Source organism: Pseudohaliea sp., from assembly GCF_054552115.1.
This window is the reverse complement of record NZ_JBTOLW010000009.1, coordinates 48,565-69,289: the sequence shown is the minus strand read 5'-3', so window position 1 is coordinate 69,289 and position 20,725 is coordinate 48,565. Positions and strand designations below refer to the sequence as shown.

The 20,725-nt window shown below is 68.9% G+C and carries 21 protein-coding genes; 9 read left to right on the top strand and 12 right to left on the bottom strand.

Annotated elements, in window-relative coordinates; all coding sequences use genetic code 11:
• Window positions 1–62 precede the first annotated feature (62 nt).
• The 4 genes from ACX93N_RS06690 to ACX93N_RS06675 all read right to left on the bottom strand — a co-directional run bounded on the left by ACX93N_RS06690 (window position 63) and on the right by ACX93N_RS06675 (window position 2,643).
• Window positions 63–596, bottom strand: coding sequence for a phosphatase domain-containing putative toxin (locus tag ACX93N_RS06690; RefSeq protein WP_459427625.1), 534 nt, complete (start codon window positions 594–596; stop codon window positions 63–65).
• Window positions 593–1,519, bottom strand: a complete 927-nt coding sequence (locus ACX93N_RS06685; protein WP_459427624.1) for an ADP-ribosylglycohydrolase family protein — start codon at window positions 1,517–1,519, stop codon at window positions 593–595. The genes ACX93N_RS06690 and ACX93N_RS06685 overlap by 4 nt, the downstream gene beginning before the upstream one ends.
• Window positions 1,512–1,949 carry a hypothetical protein gene (locus tag ACX93N_RS06680; protein ID WP_459427623.1) on the bottom strand — a complete coding sequence of 146 codons (438 nt, stop codon included), beginning with the start codon at window positions 1,947–1,949 and terminating at the stop codon, window positions 1,512–1,514. The genes ACX93N_RS06685 and ACX93N_RS06680 overlap by 8 nt, the downstream gene beginning before the upstream one ends.
• A gap of 214 nt (window positions 1,950–2,163) precedes the next feature.
• Entirely contained in the window at window positions 2,164–2,643 is a 480-nt protein-coding gene (locus ACX93N_RS06675) for a DUF952 domain-containing protein (protein WP_459427622.1), read from the bottom strand.
• 152 nt (window positions 2,644–2,795) lie between these two features.
• Between ACX93N_RS06675 and ACX93N_RS06670 the strand changes: the two genes are divergently transcribed.
• Complete coding sequence (locus ACX93N_RS06670) at window positions 2,796–2,975, top strand: DUF6435 family protein (protein ID WP_459427621.1); 180 nt, start codon at window positions 2,796–2,798, stop codon at window positions 2,973–2,975.
• Between the two features lie 6 nt (window positions 2,976–2,981).
• Here ACX93N_RS06670 and ACX93N_RS06665 read toward each other — a convergent pair whose 3' ends face one another.
• Complete coding sequence (locus tag ACX93N_RS06665; RefSeq protein WP_459427620.1) at window positions 2,982–5,378, bottom strand: TonB-dependent receptor; 2,397 nt, start codon at window positions 5,376–5,378, stop codon at window positions 2,982–2,984.
• 19 nt (window positions 5,379–5,397) lie between these two features.
• Complete coding sequence (locus ACX93N_RS06660) at window positions 5,398–6,567, bottom strand: saccharopine dehydrogenase family protein (protein WP_459427619.1); 1,170 nt, start codon at window positions 6,565–6,567, stop codon at window positions 5,398–5,400.
• A 282-nt stretch (window positions 6,568–6,849) separates the two neighbouring features.
• Here ACX93N_RS06660 and ACX93N_RS06655 point away from each other — a divergent pair, with 282 nt between their 5' ends.
• Complete coding sequence (locus tag ACX93N_RS06655; RefSeq protein ID WP_459427618.1) at window positions 6,850–8,481, top strand: amidohydrolase; 1,632 nt, start codon at window positions 6,850–6,852, stop codon at window positions 8,479–8,481.
• Between the two features lie 7 nt (window positions 8,482–8,488).
• Here the strand turns inward: ACX93N_RS06655 and ACX93N_RS06650 are convergent, their stop codons facing one another.
• Both ACX93N_RS06650 and ACX93N_RS06645 read right to left on the bottom strand, forming a co-directional pair.
• A complete protein-coding gene (locus ACX93N_RS06650) occupies window positions 8,489–9,451 on the bottom strand; it encodes an ADP-ribosylglycohydrolase family protein (RefSeq protein ID WP_459427617.1) in 963 nt (320 codons plus the stop codon).
• 161 nt (window positions 9,452–9,612) lie between these two features.
• Entirely contained in the window at window positions 9,613–10,212 is a 600-nt protein-coding gene (locus ACX93N_RS06645; RefSeq protein WP_459427616.1) for a class I SAM-dependent methyltransferase, read from the bottom strand.
• A 206-nt stretch (window positions 10,213–10,418) separates the two neighbouring features.
• Here ACX93N_RS06645 and ACX93N_RS06640 point away from each other — a divergent pair, with 206 nt between their 5' ends.
• Together ACX93N_RS06640 and ACX93N_RS06635 are read left to right on the top strand one after the other, a co-directional pair.
• The gene (locus ACX93N_RS06640; protein WP_459427615.1) at window positions 10,419–10,742 is read left to right on the top strand and encodes a hypothetical protein; all 324 of its coding nucleotides are present in this window, start codon (window positions 10,419–10,421) and stop codon (window positions 10,740–10,742) included.
• Window positions 10,743–10,769: 27 nt separating this feature from the next.
• On the top strand, window positions 10,770–11,573 hold the full coding sequence (locus ACX93N_RS06635) for an SDR family NAD(P)-dependent oxidoreductase (RefSeq protein ID WP_459427614.1): 804 nt from the start codon (window positions 10,770–10,772) through the stop codon (window positions 11,571–11,573).
• Between the two features lie 12 nt (window positions 11,574–11,585).
• Here the strand turns inward: ACX93N_RS06635 and ACX93N_RS06630 are convergent, their stop codons facing one another.
• The 3 genes from ACX93N_RS06630 to ACX93N_RS06620 are packed head-to-tail and all read right to left on the bottom strand — an operon-like array spanning window position 11,586 to window position 15,815.
• The gene (locus ACX93N_RS06630) at window positions 11,586–13,262 is read right to left on the bottom strand and encodes an amidohydrolase (RefSeq protein ID WP_459427613.1); all 1,677 of its coding nucleotides are present in this window, start codon (window positions 13,260–13,262) and stop codon (window positions 11,586–11,588) included.
• A gap of 11 nt (window positions 13,263–13,273) precedes the next feature.
• Window positions 13,274–14,365, bottom strand: coding sequence for a DUF2855 family protein (locus tag ACX93N_RS06625; protein ID WP_459427612.1), 1,092 nt, complete (start codon window positions 14,363–14,365; stop codon window positions 13,274–13,276).
• Entirely contained in the window at window positions 14,340–15,815 is a 1,476-nt protein-coding gene (locus ACX93N_RS06620) for a sodium/proline symporter (protein ID WP_459427611.1), read from the bottom strand. The genes ACX93N_RS06625 and ACX93N_RS06620 overlap by 26 nt, the downstream gene beginning before the upstream one ends.
• A 118-nt stretch (window positions 15,816–15,933) precedes the next feature.
• Here ACX93N_RS06620 and ACX93N_RS06615 point away from each other — a divergent pair, with 118 nt between their 5' ends.
• The 4 genes from ACX93N_RS06615 (at window position 15,934) to ACX93N_RS06600 (ending at window position 18,669) form a co-directional block, all read left to right on the top strand.
• Window positions 15,934–16,608: an SDR family oxidoreductase gene (locus tag ACX93N_RS06615; RefSeq protein WP_459427610.1), complete on the top strand. Its 675-nt coding sequence runs from the start codon at window positions 15,934–15,936 to the stop codon at window positions 16,606–16,608.
• A gap of 114 nt (window positions 16,609–16,722) precedes the next feature.
• Window positions 16,723–17,103, top strand: coding sequence for a VOC family protein (locus tag ACX93N_RS06610; RefSeq protein ID WP_459427609.1), 381 nt, complete (start codon window positions 16,723–16,725; stop codon window positions 17,101–17,103).
• Window positions 17,104–17,197: 94 nt separating this feature from the next.
• Window positions 17,198–17,935 (top strand): glutathione S-transferase family protein, encoded by a 738-nt coding sequence (locus ACX93N_RS06605; protein ID WP_459427608.1) that lies wholly within the window; start codon window positions 17,198–17,200, stop codon window positions 17,933–17,935.
• Window positions 17,932–18,669 carry a glutathione S-transferase family protein gene (locus tag ACX93N_RS06600; protein WP_459427607.1) on the top strand — a complete coding sequence of 246 codons (738 nt, stop codon included), beginning with the start codon at window positions 17,932–17,934 and terminating at the stop codon, window positions 18,667–18,669. Before ACX93N_RS06605 ends, ACX93N_RS06600 begins: the two co-directional genes overlap by 4 nt.
• On the opposite strand, the gene ACX93N_RS06595 is transcribed toward ACX93N_RS06600, so the two are convergent.
• Window positions 18,638–19,879, bottom strand: coding sequence for a Vgb family protein (locus ACX93N_RS06595; protein WP_459427606.1), 1,242 nt, complete (start codon window positions 19,877–19,879; stop codon window positions 18,638–18,640). The genes ACX93N_RS06600 and ACX93N_RS06595 overlap by 32 nt on opposite strands.
• Window positions 19,880–19,988: 109 nt before the next feature.
• On the opposite strand from ACX93N_RS06595, the gene ACX93N_RS06590 reads away from it, so the two are divergent.
• On the top strand, window positions 19,989–20,717 hold the full coding sequence (locus ACX93N_RS06590; RefSeq protein ID WP_459427605.1) for an SGNH/GDSL hydrolase family protein: 729 nt from the start codon (window positions 19,989–19,991) through the stop codon (window positions 20,715–20,717).
• Window positions 20,718–20,725: the final 8 nt, after the last annotated feature.

The window sequence follows — 20,725 nt, the reverse complement described above, 5'->3', positions numbered from 1 at the left end:
GCTTCTATACGGGTGTCAAATTCGTCCCTGGTTACCTGTCGCCTGAACAGGCAGGTTGGACATCACTCGAGGCGCCGCAGATAGTCTTCCTGCGCCCCGGTCTCGATCGCGTGCCGGCGGGCGCCACGCACGGTGGCCATGGCCTCCGCGGCCGGGCACTGCCGCAGTTCCATGAGCAGGCGCGCGGCAACCAGCCCGGTGCGGCCGAGGCCGCCCTTGCAGTGGAGAAGGACGGCGCCGCCGCCGATGAGCAGGCTGCGCAGCCGGTTACCGTCCGCCTGCCACTGCGCCTCCCAGGCAGCACCGGGGATGCCCATGTCCTCAATGGGCAGTCGCAGGTACTCGATGCGCGAGGGCATGAGGCTGGCGGTGTCCGCGACGCCGAGGGCGTGCATCTCGTGATCCTCCAGCAGGTTGACGATGGCATCAGCGCCCCAGGCCGCGATCACGGCGAGGTCGCCGTCCAGGTCCCTCGCCCAGTCGCCGCTCCAGGCGCCGCGCTGGGTCTTGCCAGGGCAGAGGGTCATACCGATACGCCCGCCACCGTCGAGGGCGACGGTGTCGATTCGCAGAGGATCGCTGGCGCTGGTTCTCATGCGTCGACGAGGGCGTCGGCCAAGCGGCGCAGTTCGGCGGCGTCATGCAGCCGCTCCCGCCACCCCACCGGGATGCCCTCCTCCCCCCAGCAGGCCCCGGCGAGCTGGCCGTAGATCGCGCCGGTGGTATCGGCATCGTCGCCGAGGTTGACGGCGGCCAGGGCCCCGGCGCGGAAGTCCGCGGCGTGCCAGAAAGCCCAGAGCGCCGCTTCCAGCGCGTCCACGACGTAACCGGTCCCACGTATCGCCGGCGGCGCCTTCGTCTTGTAGGAGCCCGCCGCTACCGCATCCACCGCCGGTGCGAGGGCACCGGCCTCCCAGGCGCCACGATCGGGGTGATAGCGATCGCCGCAAAGGACTTCCCTGGGCTCGCCGCGCAGGGCGCCGACGACCAGGCCGCAGAAGTAGCAGCAGGCGTCCACGGCCTCGCGGGCGCCGTGGGTAGTGCGGGACATGAGGGCCGCCTTGTCGATGGCTTCGTCCGCGTCGATGGCGTAGCGGATGGGCACGGGCGCCAGGCGCATGAGGCTGCCGTTGCCGGCAGTGCCGGGGTCGGTGCTGCCGGGGAACGGCTCACCGCCGGCCTCGTAGCGCAACAAAGCAGCGCTCACGGTGTTACCGATATCGAAGCAGCGGCCGGTGCTGCTGCGATACCCCTCGCGCCACCAGCGCAGGTAGCGCCGGAGCTGGTCGTGGGCGTCGAAGCCGTCGCAGGCGAGAAGACTGTCTGCGAGGCAAAGCGCCATGGAAGTGTCGTCCGTCCACTGCCCCGCTGCGAGACCGAAGGGGCCGCCGCCGACCATGTCGTCGATCGGGGGAAAGCTGCCGGGCCGTCGGAACTCGAGCGTCGTGCCCAGGGCATCGCCCGCCGCGAGTCCGAGCAGAGCACCGCGGGCGCGATCCCGGCGCTCCTGGCTAGTCATCGCCAATAATGCGCAGACCATTGCCGAAAGGGTTGTTTGGGCTGTCCGGTTTGTAGGGGCTGCCCGCGCCATAGGGATTGTTGATTGAGTCAGGTGAATAGGGACTTCCGTAGCGCCCATAGGGATTCGACACCGACTCGGGGTCGTAGGGATTGCTGCTCAGGCGCCCGCGGTAGTTGCCCTGGCTGTCGTAGAGCTTCGGTGCCTCGGTGGCGTAGGGGTTGTTCGCGGACTCGTTGCTGTAGGGGCTGCCGTAGCGACCGTAGGGGTTGTTGATGCTGTTCGCGTTATAGCGGCTGCCGGCACCGTAGGGGTTCGCCGTTGAATTGGGCGCGTAGGGGTTGGCGCTGAGGTTGCCGAGGTAGTCGTCGGCCTGGGCGGTGACCGGGAGCGCGATGGTCGCGAGGAGGATCAGGGCGCTGCGAAGCATGGGATGACCTTTTCTTGCCGGGTTCATGCATAGCGTAGTTGGTGGGACCGGTGGGTAAATGCTGTATAGGCGCACACGTCGCATTTTCGCGCGGGTTTTTCGGGGTGTCGCCGGGAGTGCGCGCTTTTGTCTCGGTGGGGACTGTCTCAACAGGTCGTGTCGACGAGGGCGCCGCTCCCACAGGGAGGACCGGGAAGCGACGCGGGGGACTGATTCAGTCGGTGACGCCGGGCACCCCGAGGAAGGTACCATCCTCAGACCGCTCCACCGGCAGGACCTCGAGCACCGCTGCCGGCGTGATACCACCGAGGATATGCGGGAACAGCTCGTCGTCGGAGCCCTCGAACTCGGGCTCGATGTCGCCCACGGGCGCGGTACCCTCCCAGATGGTTTCCACCCCGGTGGCCTCGAGGCTCTCTTCGGTCATGCGCAGGCAGTACCAGGTGCCGTCCACGTCCTTGTAGAAGTGGTTGGCGACGTTCATCAGTGCCGCCGGGTTGGCCGTGGCGTGGGTGAAGCCGTCCGCCGCGTAGGTCGGTGGGTAATAGGTGCCATCGCTCTCTACCACCGGGTCCCAGAGCCTGGCCTGCACGAGGTGGTACACGTAGGGGTAATCGGGTTTCAGGTGAGATTCCTCCGCTACGGCGACGAACGGTGCGAACAGTGTGGCAAGCAGGGACAGGGCCTTCAACATGGCAGCGCTCCGGCGGATGGCAACTTGGCGGTCCGCGTCATCATCGTAGCGATGCCTGCAGGGCGCCAGCCACAGGGGCACTCGACAGCGGCAATCCCATCGGCGAGGCGCTGCGTAATCGTTGAGGAATCCCCTGATCTCGAGGTGGCACCGTGTTCGGCCTGTTCAAGCAATCCCCGACGAAGAAGCTCAAGGAGGAGCACAAGGCACTCCTCGAGAAAGCCTTCCACGCGCAGCGCAACGGTGACATCCGCGGCTACTCCACGCTCACCGCAGAGGCCGAGGCCCTGCGCGCAAAAATCGACCAGCTCGAAGGCGAGCAGGGCCGCTGACCCAGGCTACCAGGCGCGCTCCAGGATCAGGCCGAACTGCGGGAAGGGGCTCGCATCCTCGTCGATCTGCTCGCCGCTGATCGGGTTGAACTCCAGCGGCGCGCCGCGGTCGGCGCCGTAGACGTTGATCACGTCAAGGAACAGCACCACGTCCATGCCGGCGAAGCGGCGCCGGTAGTCCACGCGCACGTTGAGGGACTGGTAGTCGCCGAGGGTGGTGGCGTTGAGCTCGGTGATCTCCTTGGCGGCCCGGGTCAAGCCGAATTCCGGCGGCAGCACGTCGCGGTGGATGATGAAGCGGTCCCCCGGGCGGCCGCTGCCCCACTTCCAGCGTGCGGCAAGCTGGAGCCGGTCTGTCATCTCCCAGCGCGCCCCCAGGGTGGCGAAGTGCTCGCGGCTGAAGTCCGGCGTGTAGCTGCCACGGCCGTCGTTGTCGTCCTGGCTGGCGTCATTCCAGCTGTAGGTGAAGTCGGCGGACCAGCCATTGCCGAAGGCCCGCTGCAGCACCAGGTCGACGCCGCGGTTCTCGCCCTCCCCCGCGTTCAGCGCCACGCCGGTGGCCCGGCTCTGGTCCACCACCAGGTCGTCGAGCTGCTGGTAGTAGGCCTCGATCATCAGGTGCCAGCGGTCGCCGAGGTCGTAATCGAAGCCGAGGCTGACGTGGGCGATCTCCTCGTTGGCGAGGTCGAAGTTCACCGGGTCCGCTGCGCGGGTGAGGAAGCGCGGGGATTCATAGAACAGGCCACTGGTGAAGGAGAAGCGCAGGTCCGGCGTCGCGTTGTAGCCCATCGAGAAGCGCGGCGCCGTGTAGGTCTCCTCCGAGAAGTCGTCCCGGTCCACGCGCAGGCCCGGGCGGAACTCGAAGGCGCCCACCTCGAACACCTGTTCGACGTAGGCCGAGAGGTTGGTACCGGTTTCTGCGAAGCTGGCCTCGATAAACTCGGGCTGCCACACAATATACTGCTGCCCGGGCGGGCGCGGGTCGTCGCTCTCGTACACGTAGCGCACCCAGGGGCCGTCCAGCCGTGTCTCGAAGTCCGCGTCCTGGCGCACCACGCGCACGCCCGCGGAGAACTCGCCGAAACGGTTGAAGGTGCTGAAGTCGCTGCGCCAGCCGATTTCCTCTTCCTTCTCGAAGATGGCGAAGATGTCCTCGCGCACGGGGATGGCGGCAGGGTCGCCGCCGGGCGGCAGCAGGTCGGGGAAGGCCTCGCCCTGGGAGGATTCCTTGTCGCTCGTGCGCAGGTAAAGCCGGTTGGTCCATTCGCCGCTGTCGCCGACCAGGCGCCGCCAGGTCACGCCGAACAGCGACAGGTCCTGCTCCGCCCGGATCAGCGAGGTGTCGTCGAGATCCTCGTCCTCGGCGACGTTGCCGAGATCGCGGGTGTAGTCCTCGGGGGCGTGAATGAGGAGGAACTGCAGCTCGTCGCGGTCCGTGAGCTGCGTGCTGGTCTTGAGGATGATGTCGGTCACCTTCGGGGTACCGATGTCCTCCTCGCCGATGAGCTCGAAGACGTTGCCGAAGTCGAAGCGCCGCGCCGTGAAGAACACGGAGGTGTCGTCGTCGATGCCCGACGGGCCGTCGTAGGTGAACTCCGCGCCGGCGATGTCCAGGCGCAGGCTGGTGACCGGGGTCAGGCCGCCTTCCGCCAGTTCCAGGCGCAGCAGCGACCCGGCGCGGCCGCCGTAGGCCGCCCCCCAGCCGCCGGGAGAGAACTCCGCCCCGGCCACGGAGTTGGGCGCGAAGATGGAGAAGCGGCCGCCGCCGGCGATGTCGTCCTCCTCGCCGATGGTCTGGTCGAAATGCACCACCTTGTCGAGGGGAAAGTCATCGACGAAAATCAGGTTGTTGCGCGGGCCCCGGCCGCGCACGGTGAAGCCGGCAAAGGCGCCATCGGAGGCGAGCCCGGGCAGGCCGTCCAGGGCGCGCATCACGTCCGGGCCCGCGCCCACGGCGTTGAACAGCTCGTCGCGGTTGCGGTAGCTGCTGCTCACCCCGTCCAGGCTGTCGGCCTGCCGCGCCCGGGCGACGACCCGCACCTCCTCCAGGTCCGTCGACGCCGCGACCTCCAGCGCCGGCAGCTGCAGCTCGAGCGTGGCCACCCGGCGCCCGAGCACCCGGAACACCGGCTCCTCGATCCGCGCCCGGCCCTCCGCTTCGGCGGCCACCCGGTAGAAGCCCTCTTCCAGGGCCTCGAAGCGCGCTTCGCCGCGGTCATCGGTCACCGCCGCCTGCGACGCGCCGTCGCGGTCCGTCGCCTCCACGCGCACGCCGGCGAGCGGACGGCCCGAGGCGGCATCCACGGTGGAGACCACCAGGCCGCCCGGCTCGGCGAGAGCCAGCAGCGACAGGCTCCAGAGCATCAGCCCGGCAAGGGCGTGGCTGACGGACAGCGCGCGCATGGTCACTCCTCCGAGGGGGCTATTCGAGGGTAAACGTGAGGCCGGCGTGCGCCTGCAGGCGCGCGATGAGCTTCTGGCCGAGCGCCGGCGCCGGGGTGTAGATGCCGCCGGGCAGGTCAGCACACTCGGTGACGAGGCACACAGCGCTCTCGGCGATCATCTTCGAGGTGGAGCCGTAGCCCGGGTCCATGTCACCGCTAACGGAAGCGCGAAGCTCCTCGCCATCGGCGCTGGTGCCCACGAAAAGCACGTCGTAGTTACCCGCTTCCCGGGCTTCCTTCGAGGGACCTTCGCCGGGCCTGGGGGCGTTCTCGCCGCCGAGGGGATCGGCCTTGGCCACGTACTCGGCTGCCGCCTTGCCCTGCTCGCCGGGGCCGGTCAGCATCATCTCGTCGTAGCGGAAGTCCTCGCCGTAGGGGTGGCCCATGAGGGCATTGGAGCGGTGGATGTTCTTGCTGTTGATGGTGGCCATGATAAAGGGGGCCACCCACTGCCCCAGGTGCTCGTCCTCGTAGGGCTTGTTGTCTGCCGGCTGCTCGGGGCCACGAAAGCCACCCGCGAGGCAGAAGGGGTCCACCAGCGCCTGCAGCAGGTCCGGTTCGCCCTTGATACGCTCCATGGTCGCGCCCAGCGACGCCGCCGTCCCGCCGGAGAACTCGCCGTTCATGGCGCGCACGCGGCCGCGCACGCGCGGGCAGGCGCTGCTGAACTTCTCGCGGGCGGCGTCCTGCAGGTAGAGCACGCCGAGGTCGAAGGGGATGGAGTCGAAGCCGCAGCTGAAGACGATGCGCGCGCCGCTGGCCTTTGCGGCATCCTGGTGGGTAGCGATCATGTCGCGCATCCACAGCGGCTCGCCGCATAGGTCGACGTAGTCCGTGCCCTGGCCGGCGCAGGCGGCCACGAGGTCGCCGCCGTAAAGCTGGTAGGGGCCCACGGTGCTGATGATGCAGCGCGCCCTTGCGGCCATGGCATCCAGGCTGGCCGGGTCGCCGGCGTCCGCGGTGACCAGCGGTGTCTCCGCCGGCGCTCCGATCTCATCGCGCACGGCGGCGAGCTTGTCGGCATTGCGGCCGGCCATGGCCCAGGTGAGCCCGTGGCCGCCCTGCCTGGCGAGGTACTCGGCGACCAGGCGGCCGGTAAAGCCGGTGGCGCCGTAGATGACGATGTCGAAGTCCCGTTGCTGTTCCATGCTATGGCTCCTGTTCCTGGGGGCGCTCATTGTGACAGCCGCTGCGCGGGCGGTGCCAGCAGCAGCGCATGCTGGCAGGGAAACCACGTAGCCAACGAACCACTCTCAATACGCTTACGGCCGCCGCCCCGGATCTTGCTGCCACCGGCGGACGTGAGCCGACGGCGTTTTCTGGCACTATAATCCGGACAGATGAACGAAACGGGGAACGCTTCGATGACACGCCTGCCGCTCCTTCCTCGCGCTGCGCTTTGCGCAGCTGCCCTGCTCGGATCCGGTCTATTGGCTGCACAGCCCGCTGACACGATCTACCACGGCGGCACGATCCTGACCATCGACGATGACAACCCCGTGGTCGACGCCGTGGCCGTGGCTGACGGGCGCATCCTCGCCGTCGGTACGGAAGCTGCCGTGCTGGCCACGGCGGATGACGGCACGCAGCGGGTCAACCTCGCGGGCAGGACCATGCTGCCGGGGTTCGTGGATTCCCACGGCCACGCCTTCGCTATCGGCCTGCAGGCGAGCACCGCCAACCTGCTGCCGCCGCCCGATGGCGAGGGTGCCGATATCCCCGCGCTGCAGCGCCTGCTGGCAGGCTGGGCCGATACGAACAGGGGCACCGTGGACAAGGTCGGCTGGATCGTCGGCTTCGGCTACGACGACTCGCAGCTCGCCGAGCAGCGCCACCCGACCCGCGACGAGCTGGACGCGGTCTCCACGGAAGTGCCGGTGCTGATCATCCACCAGTCCGGGCACCTCGGCGTAGCCAACAGCAAGGCGCTGGAACTTGCCGGTGTCGGTGCGGAGACCGCCGATCCGCCCGGCGGGGTCTACCGGCGCCGGGCAGGCTCCCGGGAGCCCAATGGCGTCCTCGAGGAGAACGGCTTCTACGCGGTCCTGATGAAGCTCGCCGGCGGTTTCGATGCGGCGACGAACGACCAGCTGGTCATCACCGGGACGCAGTTCGCGGCCTCCTTCGGCTACACCACCGTGCAGGAAGGCCGTGCCCAGCAGGACGCCATGGATGCCATGCGCCGCGTCGCCGGGCGCGGCGAACTCGCCGTGGATCTCGTGGCCTACCCGGACATGCTGGCCGTGAAGGACATCGAGCCCTCCCCGGCCTACGACAACCGCTACCGCGTCGGCGGCGTCAAGCTGACCATCGACGGCTCACCCCAGGGCAAGACGGCCTATCTCAGCCAGCCCTACTTCCACCCGCCTCACGGCCAGGACGAGGACTACCGGGGCTATGGCGCCATCGACGAGGCGACCGTCATGGCCTCGGTGGAGCGGGCCTTCGCCAACGGCTGGCAGATTCTCTGCCACGCCAACGGGGACGCGGCCATCGACCAGTTCATCGATGCCGTGCGCGCCGCACGGGGGAAGTACCCCGAGGTCGAGGTGCGCCCGGTGCTGATCCACGGCCAGACGCTCCGCCTCGACCAGGTCGACGACCTCAAGGCGCTGAAAATCTTCCCCTCCCTCTTCCCCATGCACACCTTCTACTGGGGTGACTGGCACCGGGAGTCCGTGCTCGGGCCGGTGCGGGCCGACAACATCTCACCCACCGGCTGGCTGCTGGAGCGCGGCATGATGTTCGGCAGCCACCACGATGCGCCCGTGGCCCTGCCGGACTCCATGCGCGTACTCTCGGCGACGGTCACCCGCCGTTCCCGCAGCGGCGACATCCTCGGCCCGGAGCACCGGGTGCCCGTGGCCACCGCACTCAAGGCACTCACCATCTGGCCGGCCTGGCAGCACTTCGAAGAGGACACGAAAGGCAGCATCGAGCCGGGCAAGCTGGCCGACTTTGTCGTGCTCTCGGCCAACCCGCTGGAGGTGCCCGAAGATGCGCTGGACGACATCGTGGTCGAGCAGACGATCAAGGAGGACCGGGTGATCTACCGGCGCTGAGCGAGCCTCAGGAGGCGAAGGCGGTGGTGCCGACGACCCGGCACCCCGTAGCAAACAGCTCGTCCGCGAGGGCGCGGATGCCCTCGCCATCGTAGAGGCGGTAGAACCAGGGATGGGGGATGGCGCTCTCCCCGTAGTAGGCACCGGCAAGCTGCCCGTATATCGCGCCGGTGGTATCGGCATCGTCACCGAGGTTGACGGCGGCGATAGCGCCGCTGCGGAAATCCGTGCTGTGCCAGAAGGCCCAGAGCGCAGCCTCGAGCGAGCGCACCACGTAGCCCGTGCCGCGGATGGCCGGCGGCTGTTTCTCCCGGTAGGAGCCGGCGGCCACCGCGCTCACCGCCGGGGCGAGTTCCTGGTCGTTCCAGTGGCCGCGCGTGGGATGGTAGAGCGGCTCGCACAGCCTTTCCTTGCTGTCGCCCACCAGTGCGCCCAGCAGCAGGCCGCAGAAATAGCGGCAGGCATCGACCGCCTCCGCCGCCCCGTGGGTCGTACGTGACATGCTCGCCGCGGCGTCGATGGCGTTCAGCGGTGAGCCGCAGTAGAAAATGGGCACCGGCGCCAGGCGCATGAGGCTGCCGTTGCCGGCCGCCAGCGGGTCCGTGCTGCCGGCCTCGGCATCGCCGGTCTCGAGGAACCGCAGCAGCGCATCGGCCACCGTATTGCCGATGTCGAAGCAGCGGCCGGTGCTGCTGCGGTAACCGTCGCGCCACCAGCGAAGGTAGCGGCGCAGCTGGTCGGCTGCATCCAGGCCGCCGCAGGCGAGCAGGCTGTCGGCGAGGCACAGCGCCATGGAGGTGTCGTCGGTCCACTGCCCCGGGGCGAGGTTGAACGGTCCGCCCCCCATGAGGTCGTCGATGGGCCGGAAAGAACCCGGTGCCTTGAACTCGAGGGTCGTACCCAGCGCATCCCCCACGGCCAGGCCAATGAGCGCTCCCCGGATACCGTCGCGTAAGTCCGGCTCAGTCATCGATGATTCGAAAGCTTCCTGGCCGGGAGGCGGTATACATGGAGAGTACCTGCAACGTGTTCCGTTACTTAGCGTAGACCACTATTCACAAAAAAGCGGGATTGGTGTCACATCCTGGCTTGCAGTTTGTCGCAGGTCGCAAGCTCACCCGGCAGCGTGTCTCAGATTCCGGGGTCCGAAAAGGCGAGTGTTTCCCACGCGATAGCAGGGCGGGCGCCGTCTGCGTCGCAGCTGTGCTGCGTGAGCACCAGCGCGCGGCTCCGCGCGAGAGCCAGTAACTCCTCGCCGGAGACCTCGTGGAAGCCCCGCTCCCGATTCTCCGCCTCGTCTTTGCCATGCCGCAGCGTGATCACCAGCGCGCCGCCCGGGCGCAGGCAGTCGCTGAGCACGCGGAAGGCCCGCTCACGGGCACCGGGCGGGAGGTGCATCCATACCGCAGAAACGAGGATGAGGTCGAAGCGGTGACCCAGGCCGCGCAGGCGGGGGAGCGCAGGCAGGCGGTCATCGAGCCAGCTGACGCGGGCATGACTGCGCTGCCGGGCGCGTTCCCGCATGCCCCGGCTGGGCTCGACGGCAATGACCTTCCAGCCCTGCCCCGCCAGCCAGTTCGAATCCCGGCCGCTGCCCGCGCCGACATCACAGGCAAACCCCGGCGCACGGCCGGCCAGCACGGCGCCTGCCCAGCTGGCATGGATCTCATCCGGCGCCAGGGCCAGGTAGCGCTCGCTGAGGGCATCGGCGTTGCGGTCGTAGTAGCTCACCGGCATGACTTTACGTTACGCAGCGTCGGTCGACTACGGCGAAAGCGGGGTAAGCTCATCCGGCTAGCGAGGTAGCCGGTCGCCTGCGAATCCATGGCGTGATGGCCCGGGGCAAGGGGCACCCGGTCCCCTGTCACCGGTGACGACCCCGGGACTTGCGAGCGCAGACCTCCTACAATGAACCCAACTTCCTGCGGGAGCGACGCATGCAACGGCTGCTGCTTGCCCTTACCCTCGCGGCCCTGGCCGCCTGCAATGGCCGGGAGGCCGTGGAGGTCTCGCTCGACCAGCTCGTGACCCAGCAGGCGGCCTGGGACGGTCGCACGGTCGTCGCCGTGGGCACACTGCGCAGTCACCCGGACCCGGAGCACTACTGGATCGAGGACGACGGCTACAACCGCGTCGAGCTCGCCTGGGGCGACGACCTCGCTCCCTACCTCGGCCGGCGCCTCGCGGTGCGCGGCCTGTTCCGCTACGACCCGGACGAAGGCCGGCGCATCGATGTGGAGTACCTCGCCCTCTCGCCCTGAGCAGGGCCTGCAACGGGAGACAACCGCATGAGCAAGGAACGACACCTGGCGCTGGTCACCGGTGCCTCCGCCGGCATCGGCGAAGCCATCGCTGCCGAACTCGCCGCCAGCGGGCACGACCTGGTGCTGGTCGCCCGGCGCACCGGGAAGCTGCGCAGCGTGGCAAAGCGCCTGCAGGAAAAGTACGGCATCGAGGCCCATGTGCGCACCACGGACCTGCTGGAGGCCGGTGCAGCCGCCCGCCTGGCCCGGCGCCTGGAGCGCGAGGGGCTGGCGGTGGACGTGCTGGTGAACAACGCGGGACTGCTGGAGGCGGGCTATTTTATGGCCATGGACCCGGAGGCACTCCAGCGGATGGTGCAGCTCAATACCGGCACGCTGACTGACCTCACCGCGCAGTTTCTGCCCGCCATGCGCAAGCGCGGCAGCGGCCGGGTGTTGAACGTGGCCTCCATTGCCGCTTTCCAGCCTGTGGTCGGCCTCGCCGCCTACGCGGCCACCAAGGCCTACGTCCTCTCCCTCGGCGAGGCGCTGGGCGAGGAGCTGCGCGGCTCCGGCGTCACCGTCACCACGCTCTGCCCGGGCATCACGGACACCAGCATGATCGCCCATGCGGCCGACGACGCACCGGGCTTCGGGGAGCTGCCGCGGGTGGTCATCGGCACCGCGGAGGACGTCGCCCGCGCCGGCGTACGCGGCCTGCTTCGCGGCGACCCGATCGTGGTGCCCGGTGTGCTCAACCGGGCCAGCACCCTGCTGGCAGACAATCTTCCCCGCTGGCTGCGTCGCCGGCTCATGGGCGCCCTCGCACGGAGCCGCCTGGGCGACTGAGCAGGCCCCGGGTCAGGCATCGAAGGTAGTGCGGCCATCCATCACCGTGCGCAGCACGGGGATATCCTTGATCCGGTCCGGTTCCGCCTCGTGCGGATCCTGGCCCAGCAGCACGAAGTCCGCCAGCTTGCCGGGCGAGATCGAACCCTTGAGCTCTTCCTCGAAGGACGCGTAGGCGCCGTTCACGGTACAGATGCGCAACGCCTCCGCCACGGAGATGCGCTGCGACGGGCCCCACACCCGCCCCTGGAAATCCTTGCGCGTGACCATGCTCTGGATCGCCATGAGCGGCTGATAGGGCCCGGGCGTGAAATCGGAGGCCGGCGCCACGGGAATGCCGTAATCAAGGAACGAGCGGTGCGCGAACATGCGCTGCATTTTTTCCTCACCGTAGTCGCCCCACTTGTTGCCGTGGTAATGGGCATAGGTATAAAACGGCGTCGGCACGGACCCGGTCGCCTTGATACGCTCGAGCAGGGACGGCGTGACCAGGGAGCAGTGCTCGATCCGGAAGCGCGGGTTCTGCCCTTCCCAGCCGTCCAGGACGCGTTCGTAGGCCCTCAGCACGCGGTCGATCGCGACGTCGCCGTTGGCATGGATGCCGATGCGGAAACCGTTGGCCACCGCGTCGTCCACCGCCGCGTCGATCTCCTCCATGCTCATAGTCAGGATACCGTAGTCGTCCGGCCGCCCCTGGTAGGGCGTGCTCATGGCCATGGTGCGTTCCGAGGCTGAGCCGTCGGCGCCGTATTTCACGGCACCGACCCGCAGCATGGCATTACCGAAGCCCGAATACAGCCCGGCGGCCTTCATGGCGCGGTAGATCTCGTTCCTGCCGCCCGGCATGAAGCTAACCCGGAGTGCGAGGGTGCCGTCGCGACAGGCGTCGTTGTAAGCCTGCCAGCCCGTGGCATCGCCCCAGGCATCGGTCGTGGACGTGAGCCCGGACGCGGCCATGCGCCGGGTGATGAGCGCCGCGTTCTCGGCGTGGCCCGCGCGGGCCACCGTCGGCCAGTCGCCCACGGCCTCGAACACGTCGACGGCGTGCTCGGCCACCTTGCCGGTTAAAGCGCCGTCCTCGCGGTAGAACCTGCCGCCTTCCGGGTCCGGGGTGGCCGGCGTGACACCGGCGATGTCAAACGCGCGGCTGTTCACCACGGCGGTATGCCCGCCGCGGTGCTTCACGAAGATCGGGTGATCGGTGGAAACGGCATCGAGGTCGCGGCGGCTGAGCGGCCGGCCCTCGGCGAGCTTGGTGTCGTCGTACATGTGTCCCAGCACCCAGGTGCCCGCCGGCGTCCGCAGGGCCCGCTCGCGGAGCGCATCCTGGATGGCGGCGATGCTGCGCAGGTCGACGTTGGCGCTGACCACCTCGTTGGCAGCCAGCGGGTGGCTGTGGGCGTCGATGAAGCCGGGCGTCACCGTGAGGCCGCGGGCATCGATGACCTCCGTTGCCGGGCCCGCGAGACTTCGAATCTCATCCGCGCTGCCTGTCGCCAGGATGCGGTTGCCGCGCACGGCAAAGGCTTCCGGCTGCGGCTGCGCCGGGTCCATGCTGTAGATGCGGCCGCCGAGGACGACGAGATCTGCCTTTCCCCGGCTGGCGGCGGCAAGACCCGGACCCGCCGCAGCGGTAATACCGGCGGTGGCGAGGCCCCGGGTGAAGGTACGGCGATTGAGCGGCTTCATGCGATGGTCTCCTAGAGCGACAGGATGAGTCCTTCGGCGGGGTCGGCGCGGTTTTCGAGCAGCCTCCGGTAGGCCCCGGTCACACCGTCCGGGCCATGCTCACGCCGCACGGTGAGCCAGCCGGCCGCCGCCTCCGCGAAGGGCGACCAGGCCGCGGCGAGGCGCTCGGCCACGCCGGCTGCTCCCCAGTCTTCATTGCGCTTTGCGACCTGCGTCGGCGCGAAAAACAGCTCCGGCTTCGGGCCGGGCAGATCGTCGTTGCCGCCGAGCGACGCCGACTCCCAGTGGGTCACGCCCACGGAGCAGCTGTAGACGAGGTCGTCGGCGTAATGGCGGTGGATAGACGCGCGGAGGTCGCCGTTGCCGGCCATGTCCACGAACACCACCGGGCCTTCGGGCAGTGCGCCGAGCTTGTCGTAGGTCACGGCAACGTCGTAACAGCCGAGGGACTCGACGAAGCGCCTGTTTCCCGGTGAGGTAAGGCCTGCCACGCGCACCCTGCCCTTGCGCGCCCGGTGCAGGAGCCAGGCGAGCCCCACCGCGGTCTTGCTGGAGGCGCTGGAGATCAGCACTGTATCCGCGCCGAAGAAATCATTGTCGGCGAGGAAGTCGTCGATGAAGAAGCCGGTGGTGAACAGCGGGCGGAACAGCATCAGCAGCGCCTCCTGCTCCGGCCGGTAGAGCGGGTCGGCCGCGCAGCGCTGGTACTGGTTGTACACCGCCGGCAGCGCCGCGCGGTGCGCGGCGCCGTCGGTGAAGCTGCGGTCGCCGATGGCCGACGGCTGCACGAGCAGGTGGCCGGCCATGGGAAAGTAACCGTAGAAACGCTCGCCCTCGGCCACATCGTCGACACCGCTCGAGACCACGTCGGCAAAGCCCCAGACGGGGATACGGCCCCAGCCGGCTTCCGCCGCGGGGAAGAACTGCCAGTAGCCGATCATGTCGCCGGTGACGCCGTAGGTGATGTTGTTCGCGGTGAGGGCAAAGGCATCGATGCGCAGCAGCGCCTCGCCGGGCTCGGCGGGGGGCATGGCCTCGCTGACGATGCGGGTCTCGGCGAGCTGGTCGCGGCGGACTTCAAAAGCCTGGCTCTGGATTTCCATCGGCGTGTTTTCCTCCCGGGCGTTGTGATCGATCGAGCCGGCTCACCACCACGGTGACCAGCAGGCCGGCAACAAAGGCCGGCACCATCTCGTAAAGGCCATGGCTGGCCTCCTTGGCAAGGAGAACCCAGCCGATGCTCGTGGCAAAGCCCGCGGCCATCCCGGCAACGACACCGCGGCCGGTGGTGCCGCGCCAGTGCAGTACACACAGTACCACCGGCCCGAAGGCCGCGCCGAGGCCGCTCCAGGCGAAGAGTACCAGCGAGAAGATCACTCCGCCGCCGAACAGCGCAACGAGACAGCCGGCGATACCGAGGGCCAGGGTGACCCAGGCGCCGATGGCCGCCTCGTGGCGGGACGCCTCCCTCGCCGGCGCCAGCTGGCGGTAGACATCGTGGACAATAGCCGAGGAGGCGAGGTTAAGGAGCGAGCTCACCGTCGACATGACCGCCGACAGCACGGCGACCACCAGCACCCCGGTGACCAGCGGGGGAAAGAGCGCCCGGGCCAGCTCCGGCATCACGGTCTCGGCATCGTCGAGGCCGGGGAACAGCACCCGCCCGACCAGCCCGGTGCCCACGGCGCCGAGATCGAAGAGCAGGACGACGGCGATAGAGACCGCCGCCGCCCGGGGCACCTCCGCGCTGTCGCGGATGGCCATAAAGCGCACCAGCAGCTGCGGCACGCCGAGAAAGGGCAGGCCCACGGCGAGCCCGCTGGCAATCACCACGAGGGACACCACGGTGCCTTCCCCGGTCGACCACGGCAGCAGCAGGGCCGGGTCCGCGCGGTCTAGGCCGGCCCAGAGGGCCTCGAGTCCACCCATGGCCGACACCCCGACGAGGGGAACGGCGATGAGCGCGAAGAGCATCAGCATCGCCTGTACCGCGTCGGTGTAGGCCACGGCCTTGAAGCCGCCGAAGGCGGTGTAGGCGACGGTTACCAGGCCCCCGACCCAGACGCCGGTAGCGTACTCCCAGCCGAGGAACACGCTGAACGCCTTACCCGTGGCCAGCATCTGTGCGGCGATGTAGGCACAGGCCATGGTGAGAATGATGGTGACCGCCAGGCTGCGGATCGCCACTGCCTGCCTGCGGAAGCGCTCGGCGAGAAAGTCCGGCACGGTAATCGTATCCGAGTCGCGGGACGCGGCATTAAGGCGGCGGGCCACGAGCAGCCAGGCACCGGCCACACCGAGCGCCTCCCCCGCGACCACCCAGAGCGCCTGCAGGCCGGTGAGGTAGGCCACGCCCGAGAGACCGAGAATCAGCCAGGCGCTCTCGCCCGTGGCGTTCATGCTGAAGGCGGCCACCCAGTACGGCAGCTTGCGGCCGGCGAGAAAGTAACCGGCCGCCGAGTCGTGGCTGCGCCGCGCCCAGGCACCGATGGCGAGCATCAGGCCGAAATAGACGCCGAGCACGGCGAGGATGGCGGTGTTGCCTGCGGGCATGGCTGGCGTACCTCGGGCGACAGGATGGTCGCGCTAGGGTAGCGAAGAATCCGTCCCTTGACCCGCACCGGCACCCGCGCCGTAGAGTGGGCACACCGTCAGCGAAAGGAGCTAGCCCATGGACAAGGTACTACTCATTACCGGCGCCTCCAGCGGCATCGGCCGCGCCACGGCCCACGCGGCGGCCAGGGCCGGCTGCAGGCTTGTCCTGACGGCCCGGCGCGAGACCCTCCTTCACGACCTCGTGGCGGAGATCGGCGACGGGCAGGCGCTGGGCGTGGCCGCCGACGCCGGGGACTACGCGAGCCTGGCCCGCGTGGTCGACGCCGGCATCGAGCGCTTCGGCCGCCTCGATGCGGTCTTCGCCAACGCCGGCACGGGCCTCGACACGCCGGGCGTCGAGGGTGGCGACCCGGACGAGTGGGATCGGATGCTTGCCGTCAACGTGCACGGGCTCCTGTACACGGCGCGGCTGACCCTGCCCCACCTGCGCGAGACGACCGGGCACTTCCTCATGACCGGCTCGGCCGCGGGCCGGAACACGATCAAGGGCTCGGTCTACGGCGCCAGCAAGTGGTTCGTGCACGGCTTCGCCCAGAACCTCGCGGAAGAGATGAAGGCCTGGCAGGGCCGCTGCACGGTCATCGCGCCCGGCATGGTCAATACACCCTTCTTCGACGAACCGAAGCCCGACAAGCTCGACCCCGAGGACGTGGCCGATGCGGTACTGCACGCACTTGCTGCAGAACCCCGAAACTGCGTCCGCGAGATCTACCTGATGCCGGCACTCTAGCCGGCACTCAATCCGACACTGAAGCCACCGGCTCCCACGACAGCCGCCGCCGGGCTATACTCGTGGCGCACTGACCCGCACTGTGCATCATCACCATGGATAAGGAGACAGCGCATGTTCAGCCATATCATGCTCGGCGCCAACGACCTCGAGGCCTCCAAGGCCTTTTATGACGCGACCCTCGGCGCTCTCGGCTACGGTCCCGGTGTGACCGATGACCAGGGCCGCGTGTTCTACATGACGGACGGCGGCGTCCTGGCGCTGACCAAGCCGATCGACGGTCAGCCGGCGAGCTGCGGCAACGGCAGCACCATTGGCTTCGGCGCCGCCAGCCCGGAGGCCGCGGATGCCTGGCACGCGGCGGGGGTCGCCAACGGCGGCGCGACCTGCGAGGACCCGCCCGGTGTCCGTGAGGGTGGGCTGGGCAAGCTGTACCTCGCCTACCTGCGCGACCCCTCCGGCAACAAGCTCTGCGCGCTGCACCGCATGGGCTGAGCGTGGCCGCGGCAACCGGGCGGATCCCCGGTTGCCGCGCTCCCCGCAGCGTGCCACCATCCGGTGGCTCAAGACCCGGGGGAGGTCCGCCGCCGTGAAGCTCTTTTACTCACCGTTCCACACCTTCATCCACAAGTCGCTGGTCGCCGCCCACGAGGCGGGCCTGCACGAGCGCATCACCTGGGTGCCGACCTACCCGTTCTTCGACAACGATGGCGAGGACGTCTCCGGGCAGTATTCGCTGGCGCCGATCAACCCGCTGGACAAGGTGCCGACGCTGGCGCTGGACTCCGGGCAGGTCATCTTCGGCAGCCAGACGATCATCGAGTACTTCGACAGCCAGCGCACCGGTGGCGAGCCGCTGTTCCCGGCGGCCGGCCCGGAGCGCTTCGAGGCTATCACCCGGCTCGCGCTTTCCGACATGATGTTCGAGCTGACGGTACAGATGGTCATGGAGGGCTGGTACCCGGAAGAGGAGCAGCACCTCAAGACCTTCACCTGGGTCTGGCCGAAGATCGAGCGCGGCCTCGCCGAACTCAACGCGCAGGCGGAAAAAGGCTGGCGCGGTTTCGACGTCGGTCACGTCGGTATGCTGCAGATGATCAGCTACACCGACTTCCGCAACGCCTTCTACGGCGAGGGAGACCCGGTCAACCCCGGCTTCGACTGGCGCGCGGGCCACGATGCTCTCGCCGCCTGGTACGACGAGGCGATCCAGCGTCCGTCGGTGACCTGGTTCTTCAACAAGGATTTCGAGGGTGACAAGAGCGCGGCTTTCTTCAACGGCCAGGTGAACGAGGTGCTCGCTGCACAGGGCAAGGCGCCGCAGTGATCACGCTCTATTACTGGCCTACGCCGAACGGCCACAAGGCATCCATCGCGCTCGAGGAGATGGGCCTTCCCTATGACGTGAAGCCCGTGAATATCCTGCGCAGCGAGCAGTTCGAGCCGGACTTCCTCGCGCTCAATCCCAACCACAAGATCCCGACGATCGTTGATCACGATGGGCCGGGGGACCAGCCGATTACGCTGTTCGAGTCCGGCGCCATCCTCGAGTACCTCGCCGACAAGACCGGGCAGTTCCTGCCGGCCTCCGGGGCCGCACGCTACGAGGTACTCACCTGGCTCTACTTCCAGGTGGCGAGCATGGGCCCCATGCTCGGCCAGTGCGGCCACTTCATGGGCTACGCGCCGGAGGACGTGCCCTACGCCCGCGAGCGCTATCACCGGGAGACGAAGCGCCTCTACGGCGTGCTGGAGCAGCGCCTCGCGGACCGGGAGTTTCTCTGCGGGGAGTTCACTGTTGCCGACATGGCCACCTATCCCTGGATGATGCCGAAGATCCGCGAGCTGCACCGCATGGACATCGACGAGTGGCCCAACATCAAGCGCTGGGAGGCGGCCTGCGCGGCGCGCCCGGCCACGGCACGCGGCACCGCCGTCCTCGAGGACGTGATGAAGATCGGCAACCCGGACGAGGAGGCGTTCCGGAGCCTTTTCGAGCGGGAAGAGGCCCCTTTGCGAGCGTCTCCGGCTACTGACCTTTCACCAGCGGCGGAATCCTGACCCTGCCGATCCGGTTGCTGCTGCTCTGGTGAATGAGCAGATCCCCGTCCCGGGTCACCCACCCGTTGCGGATAATGCCGACGCCCGAGGGGATCGCCCAGCTCTGGAAGCGTTCCGTCGCCGGGTCGAAGCGCACCAGCGCGTCCGGGCGCATGCCCGACTCGTTGTACCAGACCACATCGTCGATCACCGCCAGGGAATAGGGGTGGGACGAAGGCCCGCTCGGCGAGGGCCATTCGCGGGTCTCGCCGCTCTCCGGGTCCAGCCGGCCGATGCGGCCCAGGCTGGAGTTCACGTACCAGATGGTGCCGTCGCTGCCGATGTCGAGGCGGCGGATCCGCGTGCGCTCGTCGGGTATGGGAAAGTAAGTCACCTCGAGGGTATCCGGGTCCATGGCGCCGATCGCGTTGGTACCGTTGTAGGCCACCCATAGACGCCCCGCTGGCCCGACCTTGATGCCATAGGGGCGGCGCCGGGTTTCGATCTCGTCGACTGCGCCCGTCGCCGGATCAAGGCGGCCCAGCATGCCGGCATGCTGCGCCGTGAAATACAGCTTGCCGTTGGGGTGGAAGACGGCCGTGTGCGGGTCCCCGGCCTGCGTGGGGTACTCGGTGATCCGGCCCGTGGCGGGGTCCAGGCGGCCGATGGTGGCATTGCTGTTGCCCGTGTACCAGATACTGCCGTCATGGCCGGGCACGATGCTGTGCGGCCGCGCCGCCGGGGGCAGGCGGTACTCGGCCATGGCGCCCGTCTCCGGGTCCAAGCGGCCGACCAGGCTGGCCCACATGCCGGTCCACCAGATGCTGCCGTCCGGCGCTTCCACCGGATCCCGCGGCCGCTGACCGAGGGTGGGGACCTGCCATTCCTCGATGGTGATTTCCGTGTTGCCGGCGACGAGCGTGGGACGCCGCTCCTCGAGCGCGGGAAAGTGCTCGGCGAGGTACACGGCGATGGTGTCGGCCTGCGGCTCCGCGAGGTCGATCATCGTGTCGAACAGGGCGCGCCACTCGGCGGCGCTGTCGAAACCGGCGCTGCGCGGAATGTAAGCCGTGCTGTGGCAGCTGCTGCAGAGGCTTTCGACCAGGTGTCTGCCCGCCCCGGGTGGCAGGTCCTCCGCCGCCGCAGGTTGCCCGGCGAGCGCCGGCAGGATGGCAAGGGCAAGGTGGGCGCTGCGTGAAAGGCGCAAGAAGCGGAAGCGGGACAATGGCATGGATCTCCTCCTCCGGCGGGGCCGGTTCGACAGCGTCACGAGCGACCGTTATCGTCAGGGGGTGAAATCCCCAGGTCAACGGCGCGCCCGGCGCCCCCGGAGTCTCCGCATGCTCGCTTCGCTCCTCGGCGCCGCGGTCCTTGCCCTCGCCGCCTACGATGGCGTGGTGATCGGCCGCGCGCTCTTCGTCGGCGGCCAGCTCGCGCGGGAGAGCAGCGCCTACAGCCAGCAGCCGGCCGACGCCACCGCCACGCTGCTGGTGGTCGGCGACAGCACCGGCGTCGGTACCGGCGCGGGGGATCCGGCGGACAGCGTCGCCGGGCGGCTGGGGCGCGCGCTGCCCGGCGCGCGCATAGACAACCTCGCGGTCAACGGCGCGCTCACGGCCGACGTGCTGGAGCAGCTGCGCGCTGCACCGCTGCCGCACTACGACGCCATCCTGGTGCAGGTGGGCGGCAACGACGCGCTGCGCTTCACGCCGCTTGCCAGGCTGGAGACCGACATCGATGCCGTCCTGAGCCGGGCGACCGAGCGCGCGCCCTACACCGTGCTCATGAGCACCGGCGACCTCGGCGCCGCCCCCGCGCTCCCCTGGCCCGCCGCGCCGCTCTATAGCGCCCGCTCCCGCGCGGTGCGCGACCGTTTTCTCGCCGCCGCCCGGGACCACGGCGTCGACTACGTGGACCTCTTCACCGGTCCGGGTGACAATGGCTTCCGGGAGGACGGGGACCGCTACTACGCCCGTGACGGGCTGCACCTGTCGGGGGCGGGCTACGGTACCTGGTACGACCGGCTGACAGCCGCGACCGCCCTGCCCGAACGCCTGCAAACCCCCTGAAGGAACCC